Below are 24,162 nucleotides of genomic sequence, written 5' to 3' on the forward strand. Positions count from 1 at the left end.
GGCGGGGGCCGAAAATCTTTTCGGCCGGGTGTGTAACGTCCAGGCGGTGTCGTGGCGTGGGTGCTGTGACAACGGAGACCGGAAGGACCATCTGGTGGGGGAAGCACCCGCGGACTTCATGGAGTTCGCCCACGCCCACAGCGGGCAGCTCTTCCGCACGGCGTGCCTGCTCACCGGAGACTGGCACCTGGCAGAGGACCTGGTCCAGGAGACGCTCGCGAAGATGTACCGCTCCTGGTCGCGGATCGACCGCACCCAGGCTCCGGTGGCGTATGCGCACACCGTGCTGACCCGGACGTTCATCTCCTTGCGCAGGCTCCGTCGTTCCGGCGAGCGGCCGACGGGTGAACTGCCCGAGCAGGCCGGACAGTCGGAGGACCCGGGGCTGCGGATGGCCCTGCTGGAGGCACTGGCCCAGCTCTCGGTGAAGGACCGCACGGTGCTCGTCCTGCGCTACTGGGAGGACCGCTCGGTGGAGGAGACCGCGCAGCTGACCGGCATGACCATCGGCTCCGTACGCGTGCGCAGCCTTCGCGCCCGGGAGCGGCTGAGACAGGTCCTCGGCCACGACTTCGCCGCGCTGGTCCGGGCATGACGACACCGCGCCCGCAGCTCCCGCACTTCGACCGACCGGAGAGCACCGTGCCCCACGAGCAGGACTTCGACCAGGAGCTGTACGACGCGCTCGGCCTCGCCACCCGCGGTTTCGCCCCGCACAGCCACGACCTGGTCCAACGGGCCGCGCTGCGGGGGAGGCAGCTGCGTCGGATCCGGCAGTCCCAACTGGCGCTCGCCGCCGTCCTGCTGATCGGCACGGCGGGGTTCGGCCTGAACCGGTTCGGTCCGCAGCTCGGATCGGCGCCGGTCTCGCCGGCCGGGCAGAGCACGTCGGCTGCGCCGACCACCCTGGCCGTCGTCGACACCCCAACTGCGATGCCGGTCGACTCCGCGCGGTTGCTGGAGCTGTTCGGGGCGAAGCTCCCGGTCGGTCTGGAGCTCAGTGAGCCGTTCCGGGCGGATTCGGTTAAGGACCGTGCTCCGGGCCTGCGCGGCGCGGCACTGGTCGCCGCCTATACCGTCAGGAACGGCAGCGGTACCGGCACCGTCGCGATCACCATCACTCGCACGTCCCCGGCGGCGAATCGGGTGGCGGACACTGCGACGGAGGTCAACGGCGGCTATCTGACGATCAGTGAGCCTGCTCGTACCGCCGACGTGCCCCAGGTCCGGTCCGCCACGATGCAGTGGCCGGACGGGGAGGTCAAGGTCATTGCCGACAACGTTCCGGTGCCGGGCTCCGGCCGGACCGGGCTCTACCCCAACGCGCCGTTGCTGAGTGCGGCGGAGCTGTCCGCTCTCGCGGTGGATCCGGCCTGGCAGCGGGTGGCAGCAGGTTTGCCTGCGCCTTGACCTGCGGACATCGCGGCCGCGCGGTGGGTTTTGTGAGTACCGGTACTCATGACCGGGCTTCGTTCCTGCGGAAAGCTGGCACACGTGGCCTGGCTCGACCATTGTTCTGTTCAAGTACTGACCATCGGGGGATTCAGAGATGCACAACGGTGCCAAGATCGGGATCGCGGCAGTGACGGCAGCCATGTTCGCGGGCGGCGGGTACGCGGCGTACTCACTGGTGGTGGGTGACGACGCCGGGAGCTCGGCTCCGAAGGCCGCGCAGTCCCCGAAGGTTCTCGCGGTGGTTGCCGAGCTGCCGTCCGCCGAGGTTGCGGCACAGGGTGCTTCGGCGTTCCTGGCCGCCTGGGCCAAGGGGGACTACGAGGAGGCCGGGCGGCACACCGACAAGCCGGCGGCGGCGATCGTCGCCCTGACGAAGTTCCGGGACACCTTGACGCCTACGTCGCTGGCCCTCACGCCGGGGGGCCCGACCGCCGCGACGCCCGCGAACCCGTCCGCCTCGCCGTCCGCGTCCGGTGCCCCGACGGGTGCCGGAGTGCCGCTGTCGTTCCACGCGAAGGTGGAGCTCAAGGGCGCGGCCAGTGCCTGGCAGTACGACGGCGCGGTGGCAATGGTGAAGCTGAACGACGGCCGGGCGGTGGTGCACTGGGAGCCGAGCGTCGTGCACCCCAGGCTCGACGGCACGAAGGTCCTGGCGGTGCAGCCGATCTCGGCCTCGGCGTCGCAGGTGGTGGACCGCAAGGGCCGTCCGCTGACGGAATTCCCTTCGGTGCAGGCCGTGTTGGATCAGATCCGGTTCAAGAACGAGGGTACGACGGCGAGCGGCGGCACCGGTGTGGTGGTCACTCAGGCGGGCGGTTCGGGCACTCCCGAGCGGCTGTTCACCATCACCGAGCCGAAGGACGGCGCAAAGAAGCCGCTCACTCTGGACGCGGACCTCCAACGGGTCGCGGAGGCGGTGGCGAAGGGGCAGTCCAGTCCCGCCTCGGTCGTGGCGATCGAGCCGAGCACCGGGCAGATCCTGGCGCTGGCCAACAACCCCGCGCAGGGGGCGAACCGGGCGTTCGGCGCCGCCATCGCGCCCGGCTCCACGATGAAGGTGATCACTGCCGCCGCGCTGCTGGAGGCCGGCCTCACCCCGGACAGCCCGGTGCGCTGTCCGAAGACCACCAACGTGTCCGGCCGCGCGGTGCCGAACGACTTCCTGGACGAGCGGCTCGGCAACACGCTCAAGGACGACTTCGCGCAGTCCTGCAACACCGCCTTCCTGGAGGCCGGTCAGGCCAAGCTCAAGGCCGGCACCCTGCCGGCCCTGTCCAAGGACGTGTTCGGCCTCGGGCTGGTCTGGCAGACCGGCCTCCCCGCCTTCGACACCAAGGTGCCGCTGGAGAGCAACCCCGCAGAGACCGCGATGGCCTACATCGGGCAGGGCCGGATCCAGACCAACTCCCTCGCGATGGCCTCGGTCGCGGCGACCGTCCAGAGCGGTACGTTCCGGCAGCCGATCCTGGTCCCGGGCACGGCCCAGCCCAAGGCCGCCCGTTCGCTCGACCGTACGGTCCTCGGCCAGCTGCAGTCGATGATGAGGCGGACGGTCCAGAGCGGCACCGCGAGYGGCGCCCTGGGCGGTATCCCCGGGGCGGCCGCGAAGACCGGTACCGCCGAGGTCAACGGCCAGAGCCTGCCGAACAGTTGGATCACCGCCTATGCGGGCGACCTGGCGGTGGCGGTCGAGGTGCAGGCCGGTGGTCACGGCGCGACGGCTGCCGGGCCGGCCGCCGCCAAGCTGCTGGAGGTCGGCAACAAGGGCTGACGGCCGCCGGCTCGGCAGGGCACCCGCCGTGACCTCAGGCGGCCAGGGCGCGGCGCAGGGCGGTGATCAGGGTGGTGTGCTGCCGCTGGGAGATCTCGGCGGACAGGATCGCCAGCGAGCCGTGGAAGGTGCCGGGCCACTGGTGCAGCTCGACCGACACGCCAGCCTGCAACAGGCGCAGCGCGTACTCGACGGCTTCGTCGCGGAGCGGGTCGAACTCGGCGGTCGCGAGGTAGGCCGGCGGCAGCCTGGACAGGTCGGAGGCCCGCGCGGGAGCGGCGTACGGGATGGCGGTCCGGCCGCCCAGGTAGTGCCGCCACACCGTGGTCAGGGTGTCGCGGTCGTGCCAGGGCGTGTCGGTGAAGTTCCGCTGCGACCAGGTCTGTTGGCGGTCGTCGAGCCCGGGCTCGTTGAGCAGTTGGAAGCGGATCGGCGGCCCCTGCCGGTCACGGGCGCGCAGTGCCACGGCGGCCGCGAGCCCGGCGCCGGCGCTGTGTCCGCCGACGGCGATCCGGGCCGGGTCGATGCCGAGTTCGGCGGCGTGCTCGGCCGTCCAGGTCAGTACGGCGTAGGCGTCGTCCAGGGCGGCGGGGTACTGGTTCTCGGGGGAGCGGCGGTAGTCGACGGAGATCACCACCGCGCCGGAGCCGGCGGCGATCCGGGAGGCCCACGGGTGTTCGGTGTCCAGGTCGCCGAAGACGAATCCGCCGCCGTGCAGCCAGATGACGGCGCCCTGGGCCTGGTGCGGGCGGTAGATCCGGACCCGCACGTCCGAGGCGGCGGGCACGGTGCGGTCCTCGATCTCCAGGCCCGTGGTGTCCGGTGCGGGCCGCGAGGCGGCGAGCGCGGCGAAGGTCCTGCGGGTGGTGACCGGGTCGGTCAGGTCGATCGGCGGCAACAGCGGGACGAATGCTTCGAGTTCGGGATCCATGACGACCATCCTCGCCGTCGGCGGGTTTGGGGTCAGCCGCCATCTGTCGCGCGTTCCAACCGAGTTGCGCGCCGTTCGGTGGCTATCCTGCTGCGATGGAAGCACTGGCCGTTCGGCTGTCGGGACTGGATCCGTACGTCGAGGGTGCGATCCGCGTGGTCGCGTTCTACGACACGCTGATGCGCCGACGGGTGGATCTCCCGGCGCTGGCCCGGTCGTCGGCGGGCCTGGCCGAGTGCGGGGCGGGGATCCGGCTGTCCGGTACCGGGCGGGTGATCCGGGTCTCGGCCGACGGTGCGGAGCTGTCCGACCCGCCGTCAACTCCCTCCAGTAGGGCGCCGATCACCCTGGACGAGGAGGAGATCGGCACGGTGTGGCTGGAACGCCCCGGCCCGCCGAATCCGCTCGACGAGGTGCTGCTGGACCGGTTGGCCATCGCCGCCGCAGCGGCCGTCGAACGGTACGGACCGGCCCGCACCACGATGGCTGACCCCGCCCTGGTCGAGCTGGTGATCAGCCCCGGCAGCGACGAGGCGGACCGGGCCAGGGCCCTGCGCCTGCTGGGCTTCGCCGTCGACCTGCCGATCCGCGCGGTCGCCGTCCGGTCGGAACTCCCGCTCGACCGGATCGCCGCCCTGATCTGCCCGGCCCGCTCGGTCAAGGCGGCCCAACTCGCGGACGTGGGCGTCATCCTGGCCACCACCGTGGACCAGGCCGGCTTCCCGGCGGAGGTCCGCGCGGGCATCGGTGCGGCCGTAAGCCCCGACACGTCCTGGCGACAGGCCCGCACCGCCCTGCGCTTCACCGGCCCGCGCGAACCCGTCGTCCGCCACGCCGACCTGGGCGCACTGGCGCTGCTGGCCGAGATACCCCAGGAGGCCGCGCGCGAGAACACCGACGTGGCCGCGATCGCCCGGCTGGCCGCCGACCCGGAGGATCTGGAGACGCTGGACGCCTACTGCGTCACCGGCTCGATGCGCCGCGCCGCCGACCTCCTCCACCTGCACCACAGCAGTGTGGCCCGCCGCCTCGAACAGATCGGCCGGACCCTGGGCATCGAACTCACCGAGCCCGGCGGGCAGCTGCGGGCCACGCTGGCCCTCGGGGCGTGGCGGTTGCTCGAAGACTGAGCACCTCGGCGGGCCGGTGACAACCTGCAGAAATGCAGGTACCCCGGACCGCCGGGACAGTCGATCATGAGGGCGGACACTTTCTCGCCCGGGGGAAGTCGGCGGAAGGCCGTACGGACCCGGGCCGGGTCCTTCCGTCACGGGGGKGCGGAGGGCCCCGGCCCGGGTCAGCCGACCGGAGTGGTGGCCGCCGCCGGGCAGACCGGGGCCTGCGGGTCGTCCCGGGTACGGACGGCCGGGAGCCAGGCGTACTGCTCGGGGAGGCCGTCGATCCGGACCCGGTACCAGCGGGGGGTGCCGATGCCGTTCTCGTCCTCGACCCGGTCGCCGTCGTTGACCACGCAGTCGGTGAGCAGCACGTCGTCGTGCCAGACCCGGTGCGCGACCACGTTGTCGGCGGCGTACTTGCGGTGCGGGTCGCGGGCCAGGCCGAGACTGCAGGCGGGCACCCGCTCCGTCAGGTCCTTGCAGTTGCCGTCCATGTTGTAGACCCGGATCGGCTTGGTGGCGGCCGGCCCGGTCCCGGTGCTGGTCCCGGCGTCGGCGGACGGCCAGGCGAGCCAGGTGGCGGTGACGGTGCCCGCGAGGAGTACGGCGCCGAGGACCGTCCACGTCCCCCGGCTCGGGGTCCGGCGGGGGACCGGAGCGCACTCGGCCGCTGCCGCGCGGATCCGGGGCAGCAGGCTGTCCATGGTGTGCCGGGCCCGCTCGGCCGGGTCGGCGGTGAGACAGTCGGTCAGCACGGCCTGCCAGGCGGCCGGGAGTTCGGCGGCCAGCCGGAGCCTGCTGCGCCCGGTGCCGTACTCGTGCACGGCGGCCGCCCGCGCGGCCGGGGTGCCGCCGTCGAACGGCAGCGCGCCACCGGTGAGGATCTGGTGGGCGGTGATCCCGAAGGCCCAGATGTCGGTGCCGGGGCGGGTCATGACGCCCCGTTCGCTGAGCTGCTCGGTCCGGCGCTCCGGGGGGAGGTAGTCGGGGGAGCCGAGCGGCGGCGCGTAGCCGTGCGTGCCCTCGATCCGGGCGGCGAGCCCGAAGTCGGCGAGCCTGGCGGTGCCGTCGGCCATCAGCAGGATGTTCGCGGGTTTGAGATCGCCGTGGACCCAGCCGGAGGCGTGCAGGTGGGCCAGCGCCTCGGCGATCTGGATCAGCAGCGGACCGGCCGCGGGCAGGCTCGGCTCCTGGCCGTCCTGGCCGTCCGGACCGGGTGCGTTGTCCCGGCCCAGGGCGTCGAGCAGGCTCCGGTCGGCGAGCTCCATGATCAGGGCGATCGCCCCGTCCAGTGACGGTGTGTCCGGGTCGGAGACCACCTCGGTGCCCAGCACCCGGATCAGGTGCGGATGGTCGGTGGCCCGGCTGAACGCGACCTCACGGTCGGCGGTCTCGGCCAGCGCCCTGGCCTGGCGCGGGGCGAGCCCAGTGGTGGTGAGGAACTTGACGGCGGCCACGGCCGGTTCGCCCTCGGGCGCGGGGCCGCTCCGCCGCGCCAGATGGACGCTGCCCCAGCCGCCCGCGCCGAGGAAGCCGGTGACCTCCCAGTCGCCGACCCGGTAGCCGGGCGGGACGGCCACCGCCCCGTCGGGCAGCGGTTGGTCGACGGCGGGTACGGGACAGTCGTTCACAAGTTCTCCAGACGGGTCGCCGGTCGGGCGGGCAGCAGCGCGAGATGGTCCTCCCGGACCAGCCCGAACCTGAGCGCGAGTGAGACCACGGCCTCGCGCTTGCCGTCCATCCGCCGCCCGCCGCTCTCCGGCTGACGGACCCGCAGCTTGTTGCGGGCCAGGTAGTCGATGTGGAAACTGACGGTGGGTTCGGAGATCCCTGGGCAGACGGGGTGGGTCCGCAGCCGCTCCACCACCTGCCGGGTGGTGGGTACCGCCGAGGCCGACATGTCGCGCAGCCGGGGTTCGCAGAGGGCCACCAGCACCAGGAAGTAGGTCGCCGACTCGTCCAGCGGAAAGGCCATCAGGGTGGCCGGACCGGCGGACTGCGAGAGTGGCGGCGCGTCGTAGTACGTGTGCGCCGGGGCGTACACCTGGAAGCTCTGGGAGGCGCCCTGAGTGGGCAGCACCACCCGGGCGAACTCGAACGGCACGGGCGCGCCGATCCGCCGGGGCGCGATCCGGATGTACTCGCCGGCGCCCTCCGGGTTCTCCACCACATAGCTGAGCGAGGTGCTGAAGTTGCTCAACTGCCAGTGGTCGTCCGAGGCCCGGAGCTCACCGGCCAGCCGCGGCACGGCCGGGTCGGCCAACTCGATCTCGACCGGTTGCTCCGCGCTGCCCCGGCCGAACCGGGCCACCTCGCCCGGGCCGAGCTCAAGGCTGACAGCGGTGCCGTCGGCCGAGGCCACGTGCACCAGGACGCTCCCCATCCCCCCACCTCTCCCGCCCCTCGGGTACGCGCGTTGGCCGATCCGCCGGGCGAAGACCTGTCAGGGCGCAATCAGAATCGACGCTGTGTCGAAATTAATCAACATGATGCGCACCACAGGTTTGGCGGTGTCAGGTCAGGGTCGTCGGAGGCCAGACCGGAGTGGCGGCGTAGACCACGCGTTGGACGACCGTCTCCAGCAGTTCGACCACCGCCGCCTCCGCCTCGTCCCCCGGCACGCCGAGCGGTGAGGTGGCCAGCACCGCGAAGGTCAGCTGGTTGAGCGCCCGGGCCAGGGTCTCGGCCGGCGGCGGCCCCTCCGGCGCCCGGCCGGCCGCCCGTTCACGGCGGATCCGGGCGGCGGTCAGGTCGATGCAGTCGCCGATCATCCGGGCCCGGAGCGGCGCGATCACCGGGTCCGGTGCGGCGTTCAGCAGGACCTGCCTGAGCAGGTCGCGGTGCTCGCGCCAGACACCGACGCTCCGGCGCAGCGCGGCCCGGAGCGGTTCGGGGTCAGGGCCACCGCCCTCGCTCCAGGACACCATCGCCTGGCTCAGCTCGGCAGCCACCGGCGTCAGCAGCCGCGCGAGCACCTCGGACTTGGACCCGAAGTAGAAGTAGAAGGACGACCGGGAGATCCCCGCCGCCGCCGCGAGGCTGTCGATGGTGATCTGGGTGATCGGCTGCTCGGCGACCATCGCCGCGGCCACCCGGAGGATGGCCTGCTCCCGCAGGTCACCCTTGCTCGGTCCGCGCCTGCGCCCACCAGTCATCGGCCAATCGTACGAGTACGCGTCGCCGTACGGAACGCTGCCCTCCGGAGACCGATGCCCCGCTGCCGTACCGGATCTGCGCGAACCGGCCGGGGACGCCTGACCGCCTGTCGCCTGCGCCACGCGCGCTAGGGTCCTGGTCAGCCGCGCTCTTGAGCTCTGCGGCGGAACCGGGGAGGGGCAGTGGTGCAGGTGACGGCTTTCGACGAGTACGAGCGTCGGACGTGGGCCGGTCGTGCGGAGGCGTTCGCGGGGAGCTTCGCAAGGCTGTGTGCGTATCCGGCTTCGCAGTTGCTCGATGCGGCGGCGGTGGGGGAGGGGATCCGGGTCCTCGATGTCGGGACCGGGACCGGGACGGTGGCCGCGGCGGCGTGTGAGCGTGGCGCGAAGGTGACTGCTGTTGATGCCGAGCCCAGCATGGTGGAGTTGGCGGGGCAGGCCGCTCCGTCCGCAGAGGTGCTGACGGCCGTCCTGCCGGAACTCCCATTCGAGGAAGGCGCGTTCGATGCGGTGGTCGGCAACTTCGTGCTCAATCACGTGGGGCGGCCGAGGGACGCTCTGGCGGAACTGCGTCGGGTGGTCCGCCCCGGCGGGCGAATCGCGCTGACGATCTGGGCGGTCCCGGCTCCCGCCGGCCAGGCTCTGCTGGGCCGGGCCGTTGAGGCGGCGGGCGTGACCCGGCCGTCGGATCTTCCTCCGCTCGCGGCGGAGGACGACTTCCCGCGCGACCCTGCCGGTCTGGCCGCGCTGATGGCGTCGGCCGGACTGCGCGAGGCGCGGTGCGAAACGCTGCGCTGGGATCACCGGGCCGGCGCCGAGGAGTGGTGGAGCGGGCCGGCGGCCGGGGTGGCCTTCATCGGGCAACTGCTGTTGAGCCAGTCCGAGCGGACTCGTGCGGACGTCAAGCGGCACTTCGACCTGCTGTCGCAGGAGTTCCTCGGCGAGGACGGCCTGTTGGTCCTGCCGCACGCCGCCCTGCTGGCCGGCGCCTGTCGCTGAGTCAGAGGGCATCAGCCGTCCGCCCGGTGCTCGGTCTTGTCGTTGACGCTTTCACGGCACAGATCGACCGAGCAGCTCACCGAGCCGGTCCGCTAACCGTTCGGGGAGCGGAGACCGTCCATCAGGACTGTGAGGTAGGCGTCCGTGAGCTCCGGGGAGGCGGGCTGTGACCGGGCGACGGCGTACGCGGTCCGGCCGATCAGTGCGGTGGTGACGGCGGGGTCGAGGTCGGTGCGGACCGTACCGTCCCGCTGCGCGCCGGCGATCATCTCCTGCACGACCCGGACGAGTTCGTCCCGCAGGGCCGTGGTGGCGGGCAGGGTCAGTCCGTCCAACTGGTCGCCGATGGCGTGGTGCGCCGACTGAAAGGTGATCAGTTCGGTCAGGAAGGTCCGTAGAGCCTGTGCCTGGTCGGCCTGCTCAAGGAGCCGCCCGGCGCGGTGGACCACCGGCTCGAGCAGGCCCGACACCGCGGCGTCCAGCAGCGCGTCCTTGCCGCCGAAGGCGCGTACCACGGTGGCCGCGCCGAGCCCGGCCTTCCTGGCGATGGCCTCGACGGTCAGCGGGCTGCCCGGTTCGGCCAGCAGTGCCGTCGCTGCTTCGAGTGCGAGTCGACGGTTGCGGACGGCGTCGGCCCGGCGTCCGCCCTCGGCGGGTGTTGACAACTGGAACGCCCCTTCCACATAATCAACTGGAACATGCATTTCAGTTACCGTATCGCACCGGGAGACCCCATGAACGAGCGGATCCTGATCTCCGGCGCAAGCGTGGCCGGGCTGACCCTGGCGCACTGGCTGGCCCGGTACGGCTTCCGCCCCACCGTGGTCGAGCGCGCGCCGGGCCTGCGCGAGGGGGGCCAGGGCATCGACGTGCGAGGGCCGGCCGTCGAGGTGGTCGAGCGGATGGGGATCCTGCCGTCGGTCCGGGCGGCGGCCACCGACGTGCGCGGCGTCAAGTTCGTCGACGCCGACGGCCGCGCCGTCGCCCGGATCGGCACCGAGGACCCGAGCGGGGTCGAGATCATGCGCGGCGACCTGGTGGCCCTGCTGCACGAGACGGCCAGGTCCGGCGTCGAGTACGTCTTCGGAGACTCCGTCAGCGCGGCGGCGCAGGACGACAACGGAGTGACCGTCACCTTCGAGCGGGGCGGCACCCGCCGCTTCGACCTGGTCGTCGGCGCCGACGGCCTGCACTCCACCACCCGCCGCCTCGCCTTCGGCCCCGAGGCGCGATTCCTGCACCACCACGACCACTACTTCGCGTTCGCCGACGCCGAGGCCGCGCTCGGTGAGGACCGCTGGGTGACGATGTTCAACCAGCCGGGCCGGATGGCCGGGATCTACCGGTCCGGCCAGCACGCCCAGGCCAAGGCGTACTTCATCTTCCGCTCCGGCCCGCTGACCTACGACCACCGCGACACCGCCCAGCAGAAGCAGCTGGTGCGCCAGGCGTTCGCCGACGGTGCGTGGCGGACCGGAGAGCTGCTCGCCACCGCGCTGGACGACCCCGACTTCTACTTCGACGCCCTGGCCCAGGTGCGGATGGACTCGTGGTCGACCGGCCGGGTGGCGCTGGTCGGGGACGCGGCGTGGTGCGCCTCCCCGGCCTCGGGCGCGGGAGCCGAGCTGGCCCTGGTCGGCGCCTACCGGCTGGCCGGGGAGCTCGCGGCAGCCGGCGGCGACCACCGTCTCGCGTTCGCCCGCTACCAGGCCGGGCTCCGCCCGCTGGTCCGGCAGCGGCAGCAGATCGGCCTCAACCTCCGCGTCATGGTGCCGAGGACCGCAGGCGGCCGTCGGGTACGCGACGCCTTCGCCCGGCTGCCGCTGGCCCGTCCCCTCGGCACCTTGGAACGCCTCGGCCGGGCCGGCAACCGCCGCGCCCTGCCCGAGTACGCTCCAGCTCGCTGAGCTTGCCGTGCAAGCCGAAATCCCGTGGCGACCGGGCCTCCTGGTCGGGCATCGTGCCGGGTGATGAGTGAAGACACGATGTCCTACGCCCGCTTGAACACGTTGGAGGGCCTGCTGCAACGGGGCCGCGGGCGCGGTGCCAGGGCGGCGCTGCAAAGTCCGCAGGCAGCTGCGCCCTTGGTCTACGACGGGATCCGGCGGGACTGGCGGTGGGACTCCACCGACGACCGCTCCCTCTATCTCGCCCGGCTGGTTCGGGACTTGAAGCTGTCGTCGGCACCGGTCGTGGAACTGCTGACCGGGGACCAGGAGCAGTGCGAGCGGGCCGCCGACGTCCTGGAACTACTCGCCCTCGACGGTTGCGACGAGGCCAGGGAGGCCCTTCGCTCCTACATCCGCGAGGGTGAGCACTGGGTCTGCGTCCTGGAGTCGCTCTACCGTCGGTGGCCCTTGGAGTGGTGGGAGGATCTCGGGAAAGTCGCGCGGGCCCGGATCGGCGGCGAGGCGGAACAGCCGTGGTTGACCGAGCCGTGGACCCGGTTCGGGATCGAGGTGCAGCGGCCCGAGCCGGGCCCGCGCCCGCTCGATCTCGCCGGCCTCTCCGACGGTGAGCTTCTCGACTTCCTGGTCATTTCGGATACCGAGGTATCCGACAAGGTCAACGCCCTGCGGGAGTTGTGCCGCCGGGACCCGGTGGAGGGGCTGATCGAGCTCGTTCCCTTTCTCTGCACCCCGGACGGCCGCCGGTCGCTTCTGTGGCTCAGGCGGGCCGTCGGCCGCCTCGGCGTCCTGGCCGTACCGGCCGCGCGCCGCTGGGTGGGCGACGAGCGTGAGTCTTTGGCCCGTCTCGGCGCGGATGTCCTCGCCGAACACCTCGGCCCTGAGGTCATACCGGTCCTCGTGGCCGAACTCGCCGACCAGCGTGCGGCCCGTGCCTGGTGCGGCCCCGACACCACGGCCAGACGACTGGCCCGCTTCGGACCGGCCGCTGCCGCCGCAGCGGCGGACCTGCGCTGGTTCTGGCTGCGCACTCCCCACTCGTACGAGCGGGCCGCTTACCTGGAGGCACTGGCCGCCATCGGCATACGCGGTCTCGATCACGCCCTGGCCGAGTCCCTCTGGGACTGCGAGGTGCAGGCCAGACTGCTGGGCATCGCCCACGCACCGGGCCACCCCAAAACCATGGAACGGATCGCGACGCTGCGCGACGACCCGATGGAGGAACCAGAGGTACGGGCCGCCGCCGGAGCACGATTGGCAGCGTTCGCTCTGCGCCGAGAACGACGACATTCGCAGTCGAGCGCCACGGATCTCAGCGCGTCGCCGCCTGCCGACTAGCCTGTTCCGCCCGGCCAACCACGAGGTCCAGGCACATCGGTACGGGCCCGGGGAGGTCTGCTGTCAGGGCGGTGTGTCAGAGTCTGCGGATGCTCGAAATCGTGGTGAGGACGGAGAACTGGGAGCGGCACGTTCGTGTGTCCGCCGAGGATTTGGCCGGGCTGGTCCGGCGAATCGGCGGTGACGGCGATCGGTTCCTGGTTGTCCAGCGGGTACCCGACCTCCCGGACGTCTTCGCTCAGGTCTGGCACAAGGCCGGCGGGGACTACACGCTGGAGTACCGCGACGGCACTGCCGACCGGCACTTCGAGGTGATGGTCGACAGTCCCGAAGCGGTGATTGCGGTGATGACCGGTTGGGCCCGTCAGGAATCCGGTTGGGACGCGGGTCTGGCGTGGTCGCTGGTGGACATGGGCCCCACCCGCGAGGTGCCGCCGCCGGCCCTGGACGAAGGCGAGCGCGAGGAGTTGGAGAAGCGCGTTCGCGAGGTGCTGCTCGGCGGCTACACCACCCGCGCCGAACTGGCGGAGCTCGCTGAGGAGTACCTGGTCACCGCGGACCGTCGGCCTGTGTCACGGGAGCAGGCCGAGGTGCTGGCCGACCGGATGTGGCTGGAGCGTGTCGCCGAGCAGGCCGACTGGCAGGGGGAGACCGAGCCGGAGCGGCTCACCCGTGCGTTCACTGCCTTGGCGGAGGCCGGTATCACCGCCCGTGAGAACTTCACCTGCTGCCGCAGTTGCGGCGAGTCCGAGATCGGCGGTGAGGGCGGGCCCGACGCTCGTGGCTTCGTCTACTTCCACACCCAGTGCACGGACTCCGCCGCAGCCGGCCACGGGGTGATGCTGCTGTTCGGTGGCTTCGACGGCTCGTCCGAGACCACCGCAGCCATCGGCCACGAGGTCGCGGCCGCCCTCGAAGTCGTCGGCCTCCCCGTCGAGTGGGACCGCGATCCGGGGCGGGCCATCACCGTCGCACCCCTGGACTGGCGCCGCCGCCTGGTCGGGTAAAGATCGTCTTGCGCTGAGGGAATCCAGGGCCCGGAGTAGAGGCCGTTGAGGCCGGGGCCAAACTGTGACCTCCGGCTGTGCGTCTTTTCGGTGGGGTGGAGCGTGTAAGGAGTTGAGTGGCCGATCATGAGTGGATCGGTCTGCCAGGTGCAGTGTTGGGGGAGTGCGACAGTGAAGTCGATGCGCAGGGGTCTCGCGGKGGGGGCACTCGGAGGTGCTCTGGTGCTGGTGGCCACGGGGTGCAGCGGCGAGGGGAAGAGCCCGGCCGCGTCCGGTGCGGGCAATACCGCGGCGGCCCCGCAGAGTGCCACGCCGACCAAGCCGACCGTGTCGGCGGCCGTGGTCTCCATCGAGCCGGGCAACGGCGCAAAGGACGTCAAGCCGGCCGGTGCGCTGAAGGTGTCGGTGGCGGGCGGCAAGCTGACCACGGTGACGGTGACCGGCCAGGACGGCAAGGAGGTGCCCGGTGGGGTCACCGCGGACGGCCTCGGTTGGGCCCCGACGGCCGGCCACCTCGAGATCTCCTCGACCTACAAGGTCAGCGCCCGGGCCACCGACGCCTCGGGCGTGGCCGCCACGGCGGAGAGCAGCTTCAGTACGCTCACCCCGACGAAGTCCGCGGGCACGCACGACAACATCGAGGACGACCAGGCCTACGGTGTCGGCATGATCGTCTCGGTCGGCTTCGACACGGCGGTCAAGGACAAGGACGCCGTCCTCAAGGGCATCACCGTCGAGTCCTCGGACGGCACGGTGGTCAAGGGCCACTGGTTCGGCGACAGCCGGCTGGACTTCCGTCCGGAGAAGTACTGGACCCCGGGCACCAAGGTGACCGTCCACCGCCGCCTGAAGAGTGTCGAGACCGCTCCCGGCGTGTACGGCGGGTCGGACAAGGACGAGCCGTTCACCATCGGGCGCTCCCAGATATCCACGGTGGACCTGGCCGCGCACCGGATGACCGTGGAGCGGGACGGCCAGCCGGCCGACACCATCCCGATCACCGGCGGCAAGTCGGGCTTCGACACCTGGGGCGGCGAGATGGTGGTCGAGGCGATGGAGGGCACCACCCGGATGACCTCGAACGGCGTCACCTCCGCGGGCTCCGGCGACGAGTACGACCTGGTGGTCCCGCACGCGATCCGGCTCACCGACTCGGGCACCTACGTGCACGGCAACTACTGGAGCAGCTCGATAGGTTCGGCCAACGGCAGCCACGGCTGCATAGGCGTCCAGGACGTCAAGGGCGGCAGTGACAGCTCGAGGGCGGGCAAGTTCTACAAGTCGACGATCGTCGGCGACGTCGTCAAGGTGGTCAACTCCAAGGGCGACGTGGTCTCCCCGGAGAACGGCCTCAGCGGCTGGAACCTCCCCTGGGGCTCCTGGTAGCCGACGCCCCGACCCGGCAGGTGTGCGAACCGGTGCAGATGCCGTCGAGATCCTGAAGTGGTGTGCTGGGCAGAGGGTCAAGCGCGCCGCCAGGACGGCGGTGCCCCGGTGGACAAGGAGTGTCCGGCCATGGCTGTCCTCATTCACGCGGTTGTTCCGGGAATCACCAGCGATCAGTACGACGCCCTCAACGCACGGCTCCAGGACACGCCCGAGATCTTCGCCGGGTGTCTGTCCCACGTCTGCGTCGCCACCGACCAAGGGCTGGACATCTTCGACGTCTGGGCGAGCGAACAGCAGATGATGGAGTTCGCGGACAAGATGATGCCCATCGCGGTGGAGCTGGGCTGGCCCGCCACGCCTGGTCAGCCCGACATCCTTCCGGTGCACAACTACTGGACTCCGGGGGCGTAGCGGCGTTCTGACGGGCCGTCGGGGGAGCCGCCCCGGCGGCCTCAGGCGATACGGAGGATGCTCTTGCCGTGGGTCGCGCCCTCGGCGAGCCGCTGCACGGCGACGGCCAGGTCCGCCAGCTCGTACTCGGCGGTGATGTCCACGCGCACCCGGCCGTCGGCGACGAGGGCGAGTGCGCGGCGGGCACTGTCGGCGAGCCGCTCGGGGTGGGTCCGGCTGAGCAGGTTGCTGTTGTAGGTCACGAGCGACTGGCCCTGCATGAGCAGGTCGTTGGTGTCGGCCAGGACGGGTTCGAATGTGCTGAGGTTGCCGTACGCCACCAGGCGGCCGTGCGGGGCGAGTTGCCCGAGGCCGGCGCGGCGGGTCGGGCCGCCGACCGGGTCGAGGATCACGTCGAACTTCTCGTCGCCGAGCCGGCCCGGGAACTCCTCGCGCAGCAGGAGCTCGTCGTAGCCGAACTGGGCGGCGTAGGCGGCGCGGGCCGCGTTGCCGACCACGCCGACGATCCGGCCGGCCCCGGCCGAGCGGGCGAACTGGACGGCAAGCGTGCCGACCGAGCCGGCGGCCGCGTGCATCAGGACGCGGTCGCCGGGCCGCACGTGCGCGGCCGTGTTGATCAGGTCGTAGGCGGTCGGTGCGCCCCACCCGAGACCGGCGGCGGTTCGCTGGGGGAGGCCGCCGATGCCCAGGGCGAGCACGGCGTCCGCCAGGACCACCTCGGCGTACGCGCCCGCCTGGGTCAGCGCGGCGACCGGTTCGCCGATGCGGCCCGCGTCGACGCCCTCGCCGACCGCCGTGATGATTCCGGAGGCCTCGAAGCCGGGGACGAACGGACGCGGCACCGGGAAGTGCCCGTCCCGGACCATGGTGTCGCCCCACTGGACTCCGGCGTAGGCGACGCGGATCGCCACCTGACCGGGGCCGGGAGTTGGCTCGTCGACTTCGGTGAGCCGGTAGCGGTCGTCGGTGTCGAGAAGGGCAGCCTTCATGGTCACAGCTCCTTGTGCTGACTCAGGATCCTTATAGTCGAGGACTCTATGGATGTAAGATCCCTGAGTCAACACATGAATTTGTCAGAGCTCCTGGAGCGCATGGTGGAAGCCCCGATGGATGACGACCTCTGCCCGCGGATCCGGCGGTCCGAGCAGGCCCTGATGGCGCATCACGAAGCCGTGCTGCGCGCCTACGGACTGACCATGACGCAGTACACCGTGCTGTTGGCCCTCGCGCGCGAAGGCGGTCTGTCCGGTGCCCAACTGGCCCGCTCCTGCGGGGTGACGCAGCAGAGCATGAGCAGCGTGCTGGTCAACATGGAGACCAAGGAGCTCATCCGCCGCGAGACCTCCCCGGTGCACGCCAAGGTGCAGATCGCCACCCTGACCGAGGAGGGCCAGGCACTGCTGGACCGCGCCTACCAGGAAGTGATCATCCTCGAGCGCGCCCTCACCGACGCGTTCACGCCCGCCGAACACGCCACTCTCTGCGCACTCCTGGAGCGCGCCACCACCGTCCTGATCCAGCAGACGCGCCGCGCGACGGTCCCGCCGGTCGGCTGAGCCGGTTCAATCAAGGCGGCCGGGGCGAGGGCTCAGTGGTGGAACCCGGCGCGGTCGGCCTCCGGGGGCACGCCCTGGGTCAGGCGTTGGATGGCGCGGCGCATGTCGGCGGCGAGCAGGGCGATCTCGTCGCGGCCGATGCCGTGCCGGATCAGGACGCGTTGGATGACGGTGTCCTGCTGGTCGGCGGGCAGGGGGTAGGCCGGGACCTGCCAGCCGCGCATCCGGAGCTGGTCCGAGAGGTCGTACAGGCTGAACCCGGCGCCGGCCGGGTCGGTGAGCTTGTAGGAGACGGCGGGAAGTGCCCCGTTCCCGTCGTACAGCAGAGTGAAGGGGCCCATGTCGGCGACCTGCCCCGCCAGGAACTGGGCGGTGTCGGCGCAGGCCTGCTGGACCCGGCGGTATCCGCCGCGGCCGAGGCGCAGGAAGGTGTAGTACTGGGCGACGATCTCGCCGCCCGGGCGGGAGAAGTTCAGGGCGAAGGTCGGGATGTCGCCGCCGAGGTAGTTGACCCGGAACACCAGGTCCTCGGGGAGCAGGTCGGCGGTGCGCCAGATCGCCCAGCCGACGCCGAGCGGCGCGAGGCCGTACTTGTGGCCGGAGGCGTTGATGGAGGCGACCCGCTCCAGCCGGAAGTCCCAGACCAGGTCGGGGTGGAGGAAGGGCGCGATGAACCCGCCGCTCGCGGCGTCGACGTGGATCGGCACGTCCCAGCCCGTCTCGGCCTGGATCCGGTCGAGTTCGGCGGCGAACTCGGCGACCGGCTCGTAGTCGCAGGTGAAGGTGACGCCGAGGATCGCCACCACGCCGATGGTGTTCTCGTCGACGTAGTCCTTCAGCTGGTGCGCCCGCAGTCCGGTGGCGCCGGGCTCCAACGGGACCTGGCGCAGCTCGACGTCGAAGTAGCGGGCGAACTTGTCCCAGCAGATCTGCACCGGTCCGCAGACCAGGTTGGGCCGTTCGGTGGACTTGCCCTCCCTGCGCCGCCGTTCACGCCAGCGCCACTTCAGAGCCAGGCCGCCGAGCATCGCGGCCTCGCTGGAGCCGGTGGTGGAGCAGCCCATCGCGTTGGGCGCGTTCTCGCCGGTGGCCGGCGCGTTCCACAGGTCGGCAAGGATGTTGACGCACCGTGACTCGATCTCGGCGGTCTGCGGGTACTCGTCCTTGTCGACCATGTTCTTGTCGAGGCACTCGTTCATCAGGCGGTGCACCTCGTCGTCCGACCAGGTGGTGCAGAACGTCGCCAGGTTCTGTGCCGCGTTGCCGTCCAGCAGCAGCTCGTTGTGGATCAGCGCGTAGACCACCTCGGGCCGGGAGTGGTCCGCCGGCATTCGGTGCTTCGGTAGGACGTCCTCGCTCAGCGGTGACGCGAACAGGTCCGTGGCCGTATCGACTGCGCGAGGATCCTTGGCTACGTGCAGGGCCACTGGGTGTCTCCTTGGGCAGAAAGAAGGGGCTGCTGGGCTGCCGAATGCAGATATACCGGACATTCGGCGCGCTCGCACTCGCGCCTGGGCGTGGCGCCGATCCGGGGCGGACGGCCCGTCACATTCCTCGGCCGGGATCCGTCGATGGAGTGTTGGCAGCTCGATCCTGACGAACTCTCCGAAAGGCAGTCCGGCCATGACCACTGTTTCGACCACGTCCACGACCACCGACTCCGCTCCGAAGCCGTCCTCGCGGATGTCCGACCCGATGGAGCTGGTCCCGGAGCTGAAGGAGGTGTCCGCGGCGCTGTTCAAGGCGACCGGCAACCGGTCGGTGCCGCGCACCACCATCGGACTCGTCCAGCTGCGCGCCGGGCAGATCGTCGGCAACACCTACCTGACCGTCCTGCACACCGGTCTGCTGCGCAAGGCCGGTGAGAGCGAGGAGCGGCTCGCCGCGGTGGCGTCCTGGCAGGACGCGCCGTACTTCACCGCCGCCGAGCGGGTGGCACTCGCCCTGGTCGAGGCCGTCCTGCAGCCCTCCCCGCACGGTGAGCGGGTGCCCGACGACCTGTACGCCGAGGCGGCCCGCCACTACGAGCCGAAGGCCCTGGCCACGCTCACCATCGCGATCGGGCAGGTCAACTTCTTCATCCCGCTCGCGGTGATCGGCAAGCCGCTGCCGGTCGACAACTTCACGACGGAGCAGTGGACCTGACGCTTCGTGCGGCCGGTTGCCGCCGCGTCCAGGTGCCGGGTGACCTACTGGTGGTAGAGCTCCTGGGCGCGGCACAGGTCGACCGGCTCGTCCTGGTGCAGCGGCAGGAAGTGCTCCAGCTGCCACAGCTGGGCGCGTTCGGCCTGGCGGTTGGTGGTGGTCACCCAGGGCGGGTAGACGCGGAACGCCCGCTTGCCGCCCAACCCGTCCGTCGACACGATGCCGCGCCGGCGGAGCGTCTCCAACGGCAGCACGAACTGGCCGAGATGGCGCCCGTCGCGCGTGCTGATGACGAAGAGGTCGACGGGGTCAGCGGCGTCGAAGGGCTGGATCGGACCGCCCGGCGACCTCTTCCACACCGTGACGAACTGGCCGATCTTGGTCGGGGTCGTTTTGGCAGCCCGGAAYCGGACCGAGCGGCCGTCGACCGTGAACTCGTGCGCGGCGTACGCGGCACTCTCGGCTTCGGGGACCGGCCGCGAGCAGCTGAACCCGCACGGGTCGTAGACCAGCGCTTTCGCCGCGAGGAGGTCGTCGTGGAGGGGGTCGGGTGCGTGGTCACGGTTCGTCGGCACCGGCCCACTCTGTCATTTGTAGGTGCGGCCCGGACATTCGAGAGCTGACGGGGCGTCGGGCTGGTCCGGTGTGGGCTGCCGTGCAGGCTTTTGAGCCGGGGTACCTCTTTGGTCAGAGGTACCCCGGCTCAGCGGTCATCTGAAAACGGAGGACGGATTGGCGGAGCAGGTCGAGGAACTCTTTGAGGGAAGCAGCGACCTGGTCGAACTCGGTCTCCACACCGGCAGTCCGGGAGCGGTGGACGGCACCGTCGGTACCCAGGACGAACTGGATGCCGCCGCCGTCGGAGGCGAGGGCGACACCCTCGAGCACGGCGGGCTCCGGAATGGTCCGGGCGCGCAGCGCCTCGGTCGCGGACTGGATCCAGTAACCGTTGCCGATGCCCGACAGGCTGACCTCGCCGATCGAACCGTAGAAGGTGGCGAGGTCCGCGAAAGCGGGATCTTCGGCGAAGGCCCGGGCGGCGAGGCGCTCCTGCTCGTCCGGGTCACGGATCTCGTTGGCGCCGGGCCAGTAACCATACGTCTCCTCGAAGGTGGGCAGGATGGTGTCGAGGACCTGCGTGATCTCGGTACGCCACTGGGTCAGCCAGGCGGAGGTGAGGGGGGCGTGCTGGTTCATGGTGCCGATCCTCGCACCGGGGGCCGACATGCCTGGTGGACGGCGAAGCCGCTGTGCTCCCAGATGTCGTCGCCGTGGGCGGTGCCGGCGCCGTAGTGGGCGTCGTCGGTGTGCCGCACGGTGTAGACGAAGACGCCGCCGGGGCGCAGCACCCGGTGGACCTCGGTGACGAGGGTGTGGATCTCTCCGGTGGACAGGGCCATGCAGAGCAGCATGTGCGCGAAGACGGCGTCCACGGAGGCGTCCGCCAGCGGCAGTCGGGTCCGTACGTCGTGCGCCTCGGTGCGGACCCGATCGGCCACGCCTTGCGAGGCGGCCGCCGTTCGCAGCTGCTCGAGCCCGATCGGGCTGAAGTCGACCTGCCTCCAGGTCAGGGTCCTTCCGCTGAGCCGACAGGTCTCCGTCGACCTGGTGAACGACCATACGGGGCGGTCTACCCAGCCGGCCACGAGGTAGGCCGACCGGCGATTTGTGACGCCGCGGCAGGCGAAATTCGGTGGCGGGCCCGGGGGCCTCGGCCGATCATGGCTCGCATGAGTGACCAACCCGCGCGATGGACCCAGGCAACCGTCTACCCCGATATGTGGGCCAATCCGGACGACGATCCTCGCAACAGTGAAGGACCCAGTCCGGACGGCGAGTTGGCGACGCTGCTGGACTTCCTGGCGAACTACCGCCTGACCCTGCGGATGAAGTGCGAGGGCCTGGATGCGGAGCAGCTGGCCCGTCGGTCGGTTCCGCCGTCGACGATGTCGCTGCTCGGCCTGGTTCGGCACCTCGCGGAGGTGGAGCGGGACTGGCGCAACTGGATCACTGACGGTGACCCGCTGCCGAAGCTGTACGGCAAGCGTGACGCGGACTTCGACGGAGCGGTCGCCGAGAAGGCCGTGGTCGACGCCGCGTACGTCGACCTGGAGCGCGAGCAGGCCGCGACCGACGCCGCGCTGGCCGTGCACTCGGACCTGGGCAAGCGGGTGGGGAAGGACGGCATCGCCGTGCGGGAGCTGATGGTGCACCGGATCGACGAGTACGCCCGGCACAGCGGGCACGCGGACCTGCTGCGCGAGTGTGTCGACGGAAGGGTGGGCCAGTGACGGCGCCGAGTCGCTGATCCAGGCCCTCCCTGTCGGTGTCAGCTGTCGGTTCCGCCGCGGAGGTCGAGGAAGTCGAGGACCCGGCGGGTGAGCAGGTCGGTCGCGGCCTCGTCGTACGACGGCAGGGAGGAGTCGGCGAACAGGTGCTGGTGGCCGGGGTAGAGGAACAGTTCGGCACCGTCGGTGGAGTCGACCAGGTCGCGCGCCGCGTCGAGGTCGCCGTCGTCGGCGAAGAATGGGTCGGCCTCCATCCCGTGCACCTGGACGGGAACGGACGCCGGCCAGGCTGCGCCGAACTCCGACACGGGGAAGCACGAGTGGATGAGCAGTGCTCCCTCGGCTCCGGCCCGGGTCTGGGCCAGCTGCTGCGCCGGCATGACGCCGAGTGAGAAGCCCACGTAGACCAGGGCGTCGCCGAGTCCCTCGACTGCGGCGATGCCACGGTCCATGAGGGTGTCGAATCCGGTCTGCCTCGCGTAGGCGATGCCGTCCTCCAGGGTGGTGAAGGTGTGTCCTTCGTAGAGGTCGGGCAGGTGGACGATGTGGCCCGCCCGGCGCAGCTCGGCCGCGAAGGCCTCCACTCCCTTGGTCAGCCCCTGGGCGTGGTGGTAGAGGACGATCTCGGTCATGGTCTGTGCCCCTTCGAAAAGTCTAATGATCCGAAAATCTCGAACGTTCGGTGATGTTAAACTAGTCCAACCATGTCGAGCAATCATCCAACTCCGGACTRCGACCTCGATGACACGATCGAGCTCACCACCGCCGATCAGGTGCGGGCGATCGGTGACCCCCTGCGCACGACGATCCTCGGCCTGCTGCACGAGCGGGCCGCGACGGTGACGGAGCTCGCCGGTGCGGTCAAGCGCCCGAAGAGCACCGTGGCGCACCATGTCGGCGTGTTGGTCCGGGCCGGCCTGCTGCGGGTCGTGCGGACCCGGCGGGTCCGGGCGATAGAGGAGCGTTACTACGGCCGGACCGCCCGGATGTTCTACGTCGGCCTCGGTCGGCAGGTGGACGGCGTCGCGCTCCCGCTCGACTTCAACGACTTCGAGGTCGCGGCCAAGGAGTCGGTTGCGGCGTACGAGACCGGCCGGCTGCGGGGCTTTCTGCGGCACGCCCGGATTCCGGAGGAGCGGGCTGCGGAGTTCTGGGAACGTATTGACCAGGTGGTGCAGGAGTTCGACCGGCTTCCGCGCTCCGGTGACGAGGTCTACGGGTTCGCCGTCGGCCTGTACCCCATGCTCGACTACCCGACACTGCCCGACCGGGAGGACTGACGGGGCCGAGCCGTGGCGGCGGCGGGGAGTTGACTGCGGGTCAGGCGCGGGCCGCGGTGGTGGGGTGGTTGCCGAAGGCGGCGGCGAGGAGGACGCGGAGGTGGTCGGCCTCGGGGATCAGGATGGTCTCGATCTGATCGTCGGTGTAGCCGGTCAGGGTGAGTTCCTGAATGCGCCGGAACAGCAGGCGGTCTGCTGCCGCGATGAGGGCGGCGGCGGCCCGGGGCACGATGACCGGGGCGGGGTCGGGGGCGGCGGTGGTGAGCGCGGCGGCGAGTGCCTGTTCCCGCTGGTCGTGCAGTTCGCGTACGCGGGCGGTGAGGGTGGGGCTGTCGGTGACCATGCGGGCGAACGCCGGGCCGGTGAAGCCGACGACGGGGCTGTGTTCGAGCAGGGCCGCTCGGAACGTGCGTGCCAGGGCGGCGAACGGCTCCTCCTCGGGGCCGCGCTCCGACACTGCCCGGGCCAGGCCCTGGGTGAAGGCCTCGTGGTGGTCGAGGGCCAGGTCCTCCTTGCGGGGGAAGTAGTTGGTCACCGTCTTCTTGGCCACCCGGGCCGCGGTGGCGATCTCGGCGATGGTGGTCTGCTCGAAGCCCTGTTCGATGAAGAGCCTGGTCGCGCAGTCGGAGATCAGCTGTCTGGTCTCCTGCTTCTTGGACTCGCGGAGTCCCAGCTCGGTAGTCATGCGGGAATCTTACATCCGTCGTAAAAATAGTCTTGTTCGATCGGAGGGCTGAGGCTAAAGTTGCGTCCGTTGTAAAGTTCGCCCGAGTGAATGGACCTGGATGCGCAAGCTCACCTACTTCGTCGGCACCACCATCGACGGCTTCATCGCCGCCCCCGACGGTGACCCCGGCTTCCTCTTCCCGTACGTCACCGAGGACTACCTTCCGCACCTGGTCGGCGAGTACCCGGACACCCTCCCCACCCCGGCCCGGGCGGCCCTCGGCGTCGCGGACGTGCCCAACTCCCGCTTCGACACCGTGCTGATGGGCCGCGGTACGTACGCTCCGGGCCTGGCCGACGGCCTCGCCAACCCGTACGCCCACCTGCGGCAGATCGTGTTCTCCCGCTCGCTGACCGTCAGTCCGGATCCGGCCGTCGAGGTCACCGCCGAGGACCCGGTCGCCCTGGTGCGCAAGCTCAAGGAGGAGGACGGGCTCGGGATCTGGCTCTGCGGCGGGGCCGACCTGGCGGGTCAACTGCTCCCCGAGATCGACGAACTGATCGTCAAGCAGTATCCGGTGGTGGCCGGCAGCGGCATCCCGCTCTTCCACGCCGACTTCTCGCCGCGCTCCTTCCAGCTGACCGACAGCCGCATCTTCGAGCGCGGCAACGTCGTCCTGACTTATGTGAAGACCGGCGAGTAGCGCAGTACCCGCACGTTTCCCACTCCTCGCACGTCCCTTCTG

The 24,162-nt window shown here is 70.9% G+C and carries 27 protein-coding genes; 15 read left to right on the plus strand and 12 right to left on the minus strand.

Annotated elements, in window-relative coordinates; genetic code table 11:
* Positions 1-94: 94 nt before the first annotated feature.
* The 3 genes from ACXJMZ_RS17495 (at position 95) to ACXJMZ_RS17505 (ending at position 3,226) form a co-directional block, all read left to right on the plus strand.
* Positions 95-595 carry a SigE family RNA polymerase sigma factor gene (locus tag ACXJMZ_RS17495; protein ID WP_457030965.1) on the plus strand — a complete coding sequence of 167 codons (501 nt, stop codon included), beginning with the start codon at positions 95-97 and terminating at the stop codon, positions 593-595.
* On the plus strand, positions 592-1,410 hold the full coding sequence (locus ACXJMZ_RS17500; RefSeq protein ID WP_457030966.1) for a hypothetical protein: 819 nt from the start codon (positions 592-594) through the stop codon (positions 1,408-1,410). Before ACXJMZ_RS17495 ends, ACXJMZ_RS17500 begins: the two co-directional genes overlap by 4 nt.
* A gap of 139 nt (positions 1,411-1,549) precedes the next feature.
* Entirely contained in the window at positions 1,550-3,226 is a 1,677-nt protein-coding gene (locus tag ACXJMZ_RS17505) for a penicillin-binding transpeptidase domain-containing protein (protein ID WP_457030967.1), read from the plus strand.
* Between the two features lie 34 nt (positions 3,227-3,260).
* Here ACXJMZ_RS17505 and ACXJMZ_RS17510 read toward each other — a convergent pair whose 3' ends face one another.
* A complete protein-coding gene (locus ACXJMZ_RS17510; protein ID WP_457030968.1) occupies positions 3,261-4,157 on the minus strand; it encodes an alpha/beta hydrolase in 897 nt (298 codons plus the stop codon).
* A gap of 95 nt (positions 4,158-4,252) precedes the next feature.
* On the opposite strand from ACXJMZ_RS17510, the gene ACXJMZ_RS17515 reads away from it, so the two are divergent.
* Positions 4,253-5,287: a helix-turn-helix domain-containing protein gene (locus ACXJMZ_RS17515; protein ID WP_457030969.1), complete on the plus strand. Its 1,035-nt coding sequence runs from the start codon at positions 4,253-4,255 to the stop codon at positions 5,285-5,287.
* Between the two features lie 167 nt (positions 5,288-5,454).
* Here the strand turns inward: ACXJMZ_RS17515 and ACXJMZ_RS17520 are convergent, their stop codons facing one another.
* The 3 genes from ACXJMZ_RS17520 to ACXJMZ_RS17530 form a co-directional block, all read right to left on the minus strand.
* Positions 5,455-6,906, minus strand: coding sequence for a serine/threonine-protein kinase (locus tag ACXJMZ_RS17520; protein WP_457030970.1), 1,452 nt, complete (start codon positions 6,904-6,906; stop codon positions 5,455-5,457).
* On the minus strand, positions 6,903-7,658 hold the full coding sequence (locus ACXJMZ_RS17525; RefSeq protein WP_457030971.1) for a serine/threonine protein kinase: 756 nt from the start codon (positions 7,656-7,658) through the stop codon (positions 6,903-6,905). The genes ACXJMZ_RS17520 and ACXJMZ_RS17525 overlap by 4 nt, the downstream gene beginning before the upstream one ends.
* 130 nt (positions 7,659-7,788) lie before the next feature.
* The gene (locus ACXJMZ_RS17530) at positions 7,789-8,430 is read right to left on the minus strand and encodes a TetR/AcrR family transcriptional regulator (protein WP_457030972.1); all 642 of its coding nucleotides are present in this window, start codon (positions 8,428-8,430) and stop codon (positions 7,789-7,791) included.
* Between the two features lie 192 nt (positions 8,431-8,622).
* Here ACXJMZ_RS17530 and ACXJMZ_RS17535 point away from each other — a divergent pair, with 192 nt between their 5' ends.
* Positions 8,623-9,429, plus strand: a complete 807-nt coding sequence (locus ACXJMZ_RS17535; protein WP_457031012.1) for a class I SAM-dependent methyltransferase — start codon at positions 8,623-8,625, stop codon at positions 9,427-9,429.
* Positions 9,430-9,521: 92 nt separating this feature from the next.
* Here ACXJMZ_RS17535 and ACXJMZ_RS17540 read toward each other — a convergent pair whose 3' ends face one another.
* Positions 9,522-10,094 carry a TetR/AcrR family transcriptional regulator gene (locus ACXJMZ_RS17540; protein ID WP_457030973.1) on the minus strand — a complete coding sequence of 191 codons (573 nt, stop codon included), beginning with the start codon at positions 10,092-10,094 and terminating at the stop codon, positions 9,522-9,524.
* Between the two features lie 69 nt (positions 10,095-10,163).
* On the opposite strand from ACXJMZ_RS17540, the gene ACXJMZ_RS17545 reads away from it, so the two are divergent.
* From ACXJMZ_RS17545 to ACXJMZ_RS17565, 5 genes are all read left to right on the plus strand, one after another.
* Positions 10,164-11,336 carry an FAD-dependent monooxygenase gene (locus ACXJMZ_RS17545; RefSeq protein ID WP_457030974.1) on the plus strand — a complete coding sequence of 391 codons (1,173 nt, stop codon included), beginning with the start codon at positions 10,164-10,166 and terminating at the stop codon, positions 11,334-11,336.
* 78 nt (positions 11,337-11,414) lie between these two features.
* Positions 11,415-12,674, plus strand: a complete 1,260-nt coding sequence (locus ACXJMZ_RS17550; RefSeq protein WP_457030975.1) for a hypothetical protein — start codon at positions 11,415-11,417, stop codon at positions 12,672-12,674.
* A gap of 89 nt (positions 12,675-12,763) precedes the next feature.
* Complete coding sequence (locus ACXJMZ_RS17555) at positions 12,764-13,681, plus strand: DUF6891 domain-containing protein (protein ID WP_457030976.1); 918 nt, start codon at positions 12,764-12,766, stop codon at positions 13,679-13,681.
* Between the two features lie 222 nt (positions 13,682-13,903).
* Positions 13,904-15,067 (plus strand): L,D-transpeptidase, encoded by a 1,164-nt coding sequence (locus ACXJMZ_RS17560; protein ID WP_457030977.1) that lies wholly within the window; start codon positions 13,904-13,906, stop codon positions 15,065-15,067.
* A gap of 129 nt (positions 15,068-15,196) precedes the next feature.
* Positions 15,197-15,481 (plus strand): hypothetical protein, encoded by a 285-nt coding sequence (locus tag ACXJMZ_RS17565; RefSeq protein ID WP_457030978.1) that lies wholly within the window; start codon positions 15,197-15,199, stop codon positions 15,479-15,481.
* Positions 15,482-15,522: 41 nt separating this feature from the next.
* Here ACXJMZ_RS17565 and ACXJMZ_RS17570 read toward each other — a convergent pair whose 3' ends face one another.
* Positions 15,523-16,470: a quinone oxidoreductase family protein gene (locus ACXJMZ_RS17570; protein WP_457030979.1), complete on the minus strand. Its 948-nt coding sequence runs from the start codon at positions 16,468-16,470 to the stop codon at positions 15,523-15,525.
* Positions 16,471-16,587: 117 nt separating this feature from the next.
* On the opposite strand from ACXJMZ_RS17570, the gene ACXJMZ_RS17575 reads away from it, so the two are divergent.
* Entirely contained in the window at positions 16,588-17,037 is a 450-nt protein-coding gene (locus tag ACXJMZ_RS17575; RefSeq protein ID WP_457030980.1) for a MarR family winged helix-turn-helix transcriptional regulator, read from the plus strand.
* A 32-nt stretch (positions 17,038-17,069) separates the two neighbouring features.
* On the opposite strand, the gene ACXJMZ_RS17580 is transcribed toward ACXJMZ_RS17575, so the two are convergent.
* Complete coding sequence (locus ACXJMZ_RS17580; protein ID WP_457030981.1) at positions 17,070-18,464, minus strand: glutamate decarboxylase; 1,395 nt, start codon at positions 18,462-18,464, stop codon at positions 17,070-17,072.
* Between the two features lie 196 nt (positions 18,465-18,660).
* Here ACXJMZ_RS17580 and ACXJMZ_RS17585 point away from each other — a divergent pair, with 196 nt between their 5' ends.
* A complete protein-coding gene (locus ACXJMZ_RS17585; protein WP_457030982.1) occupies positions 18,661-19,182 on the plus strand; it encodes a carboxymuconolactone decarboxylase family protein in 522 nt (173 codons plus the stop codon).
* Between the two features lie 44 nt (positions 19,183-19,226).
* On the opposite strand, the gene ACXJMZ_RS17590 is transcribed toward ACXJMZ_RS17585, so the two are convergent.
* From ACXJMZ_RS17590 to ACXJMZ_RS17600, 3 genes are all read right to left on the minus strand, one after another.
* Positions 19,227-19,757: a MepB family protein gene (locus ACXJMZ_RS17590; RefSeq protein WP_457030983.1), complete on the minus strand. Its 531-nt coding sequence runs from the start codon at positions 19,755-19,757 to the stop codon at positions 19,227-19,229.
* Between the two features lie 112 nt (positions 19,758-19,869).
* The gene (locus ACXJMZ_RS17595) at positions 19,870-20,379 is read right to left on the minus strand and encodes a hypothetical protein (RefSeq protein ID WP_457030984.1); all 510 of its coding nucleotides are present in this window, start codon (positions 20,377-20,379) and stop codon (positions 19,870-19,872) included.
* Positions 20,376-20,828, minus strand: coding sequence for a class I SAM-dependent methyltransferase (locus ACXJMZ_RS17600; protein ID WP_457030985.1), 453 nt, complete (start codon positions 20,826-20,828; stop codon positions 20,376-20,378). Before ACXJMZ_RS17600 ends, ACXJMZ_RS17595 begins: the two co-directional genes overlap by 4 nt.
* 75 nt (positions 20,829-20,903) lie before the next feature.
* Here ACXJMZ_RS17600 and ACXJMZ_RS17605 point away from each other — a divergent pair, with 75 nt between their 5' ends.
* A complete protein-coding gene (locus ACXJMZ_RS17605; RefSeq protein WP_457030986.1) occupies positions 20,904-21,473 on the plus strand; it encodes a DinB family protein in 570 nt (189 codons plus the stop codon).
* A 38-nt stretch (positions 21,474-21,511) separates the two neighbouring features.
* Here ACXJMZ_RS17605 and ACXJMZ_RS17610 read toward each other — a convergent pair whose 3' ends face one another.
* The gene (locus tag ACXJMZ_RS17610) at positions 21,512-22,102 is read right to left on the minus strand and encodes a dienelactone hydrolase family protein (RefSeq protein ID WP_457030987.1); all 591 of its coding nucleotides are present in this window, start codon (positions 22,100-22,102) and stop codon (positions 21,512-21,514) included.
* A 72-nt stretch (positions 22,103-22,174) separates the two neighbouring features.
* Between ACXJMZ_RS17610 and ACXJMZ_RS17615 the strand changes: the two genes are divergently transcribed.
* Positions 22,175-22,750, plus strand: a complete 576-nt coding sequence (locus ACXJMZ_RS17615; protein WP_457030988.1) for an ArsR/SmtB family transcription factor — start codon at positions 22,175-22,177, stop codon at positions 22,748-22,750.
* Positions 22,751-22,790: 40 nt separating this feature from the next.
* On the opposite strand, the gene ACXJMZ_RS17620 is transcribed toward ACXJMZ_RS17615, so the two are convergent.
* Entirely contained in the window at positions 22,791-23,435 is a 645-nt protein-coding gene (locus ACXJMZ_RS17620; RefSeq protein WP_457030989.1) for a TetR/AcrR family transcriptional regulator, read from the minus strand.
* A 100-nt stretch (positions 23,436-23,535) separates the two neighbouring features.
* On the opposite strand from ACXJMZ_RS17620, the gene ACXJMZ_RS17625 reads away from it, so the two are divergent.
* A complete protein-coding gene (locus tag ACXJMZ_RS17625; protein ID WP_457030990.1) occupies positions 23,536-24,120 on the plus strand; it encodes a dihydrofolate reductase family protein in 585 nt (194 codons plus the stop codon).
* The last annotated feature ends 42 nt before the right edge of the window (positions 24,121-24,162 follow it).

Source organism: Kitasatospora sp. P5_F3 (assembly GCF_054049135.1).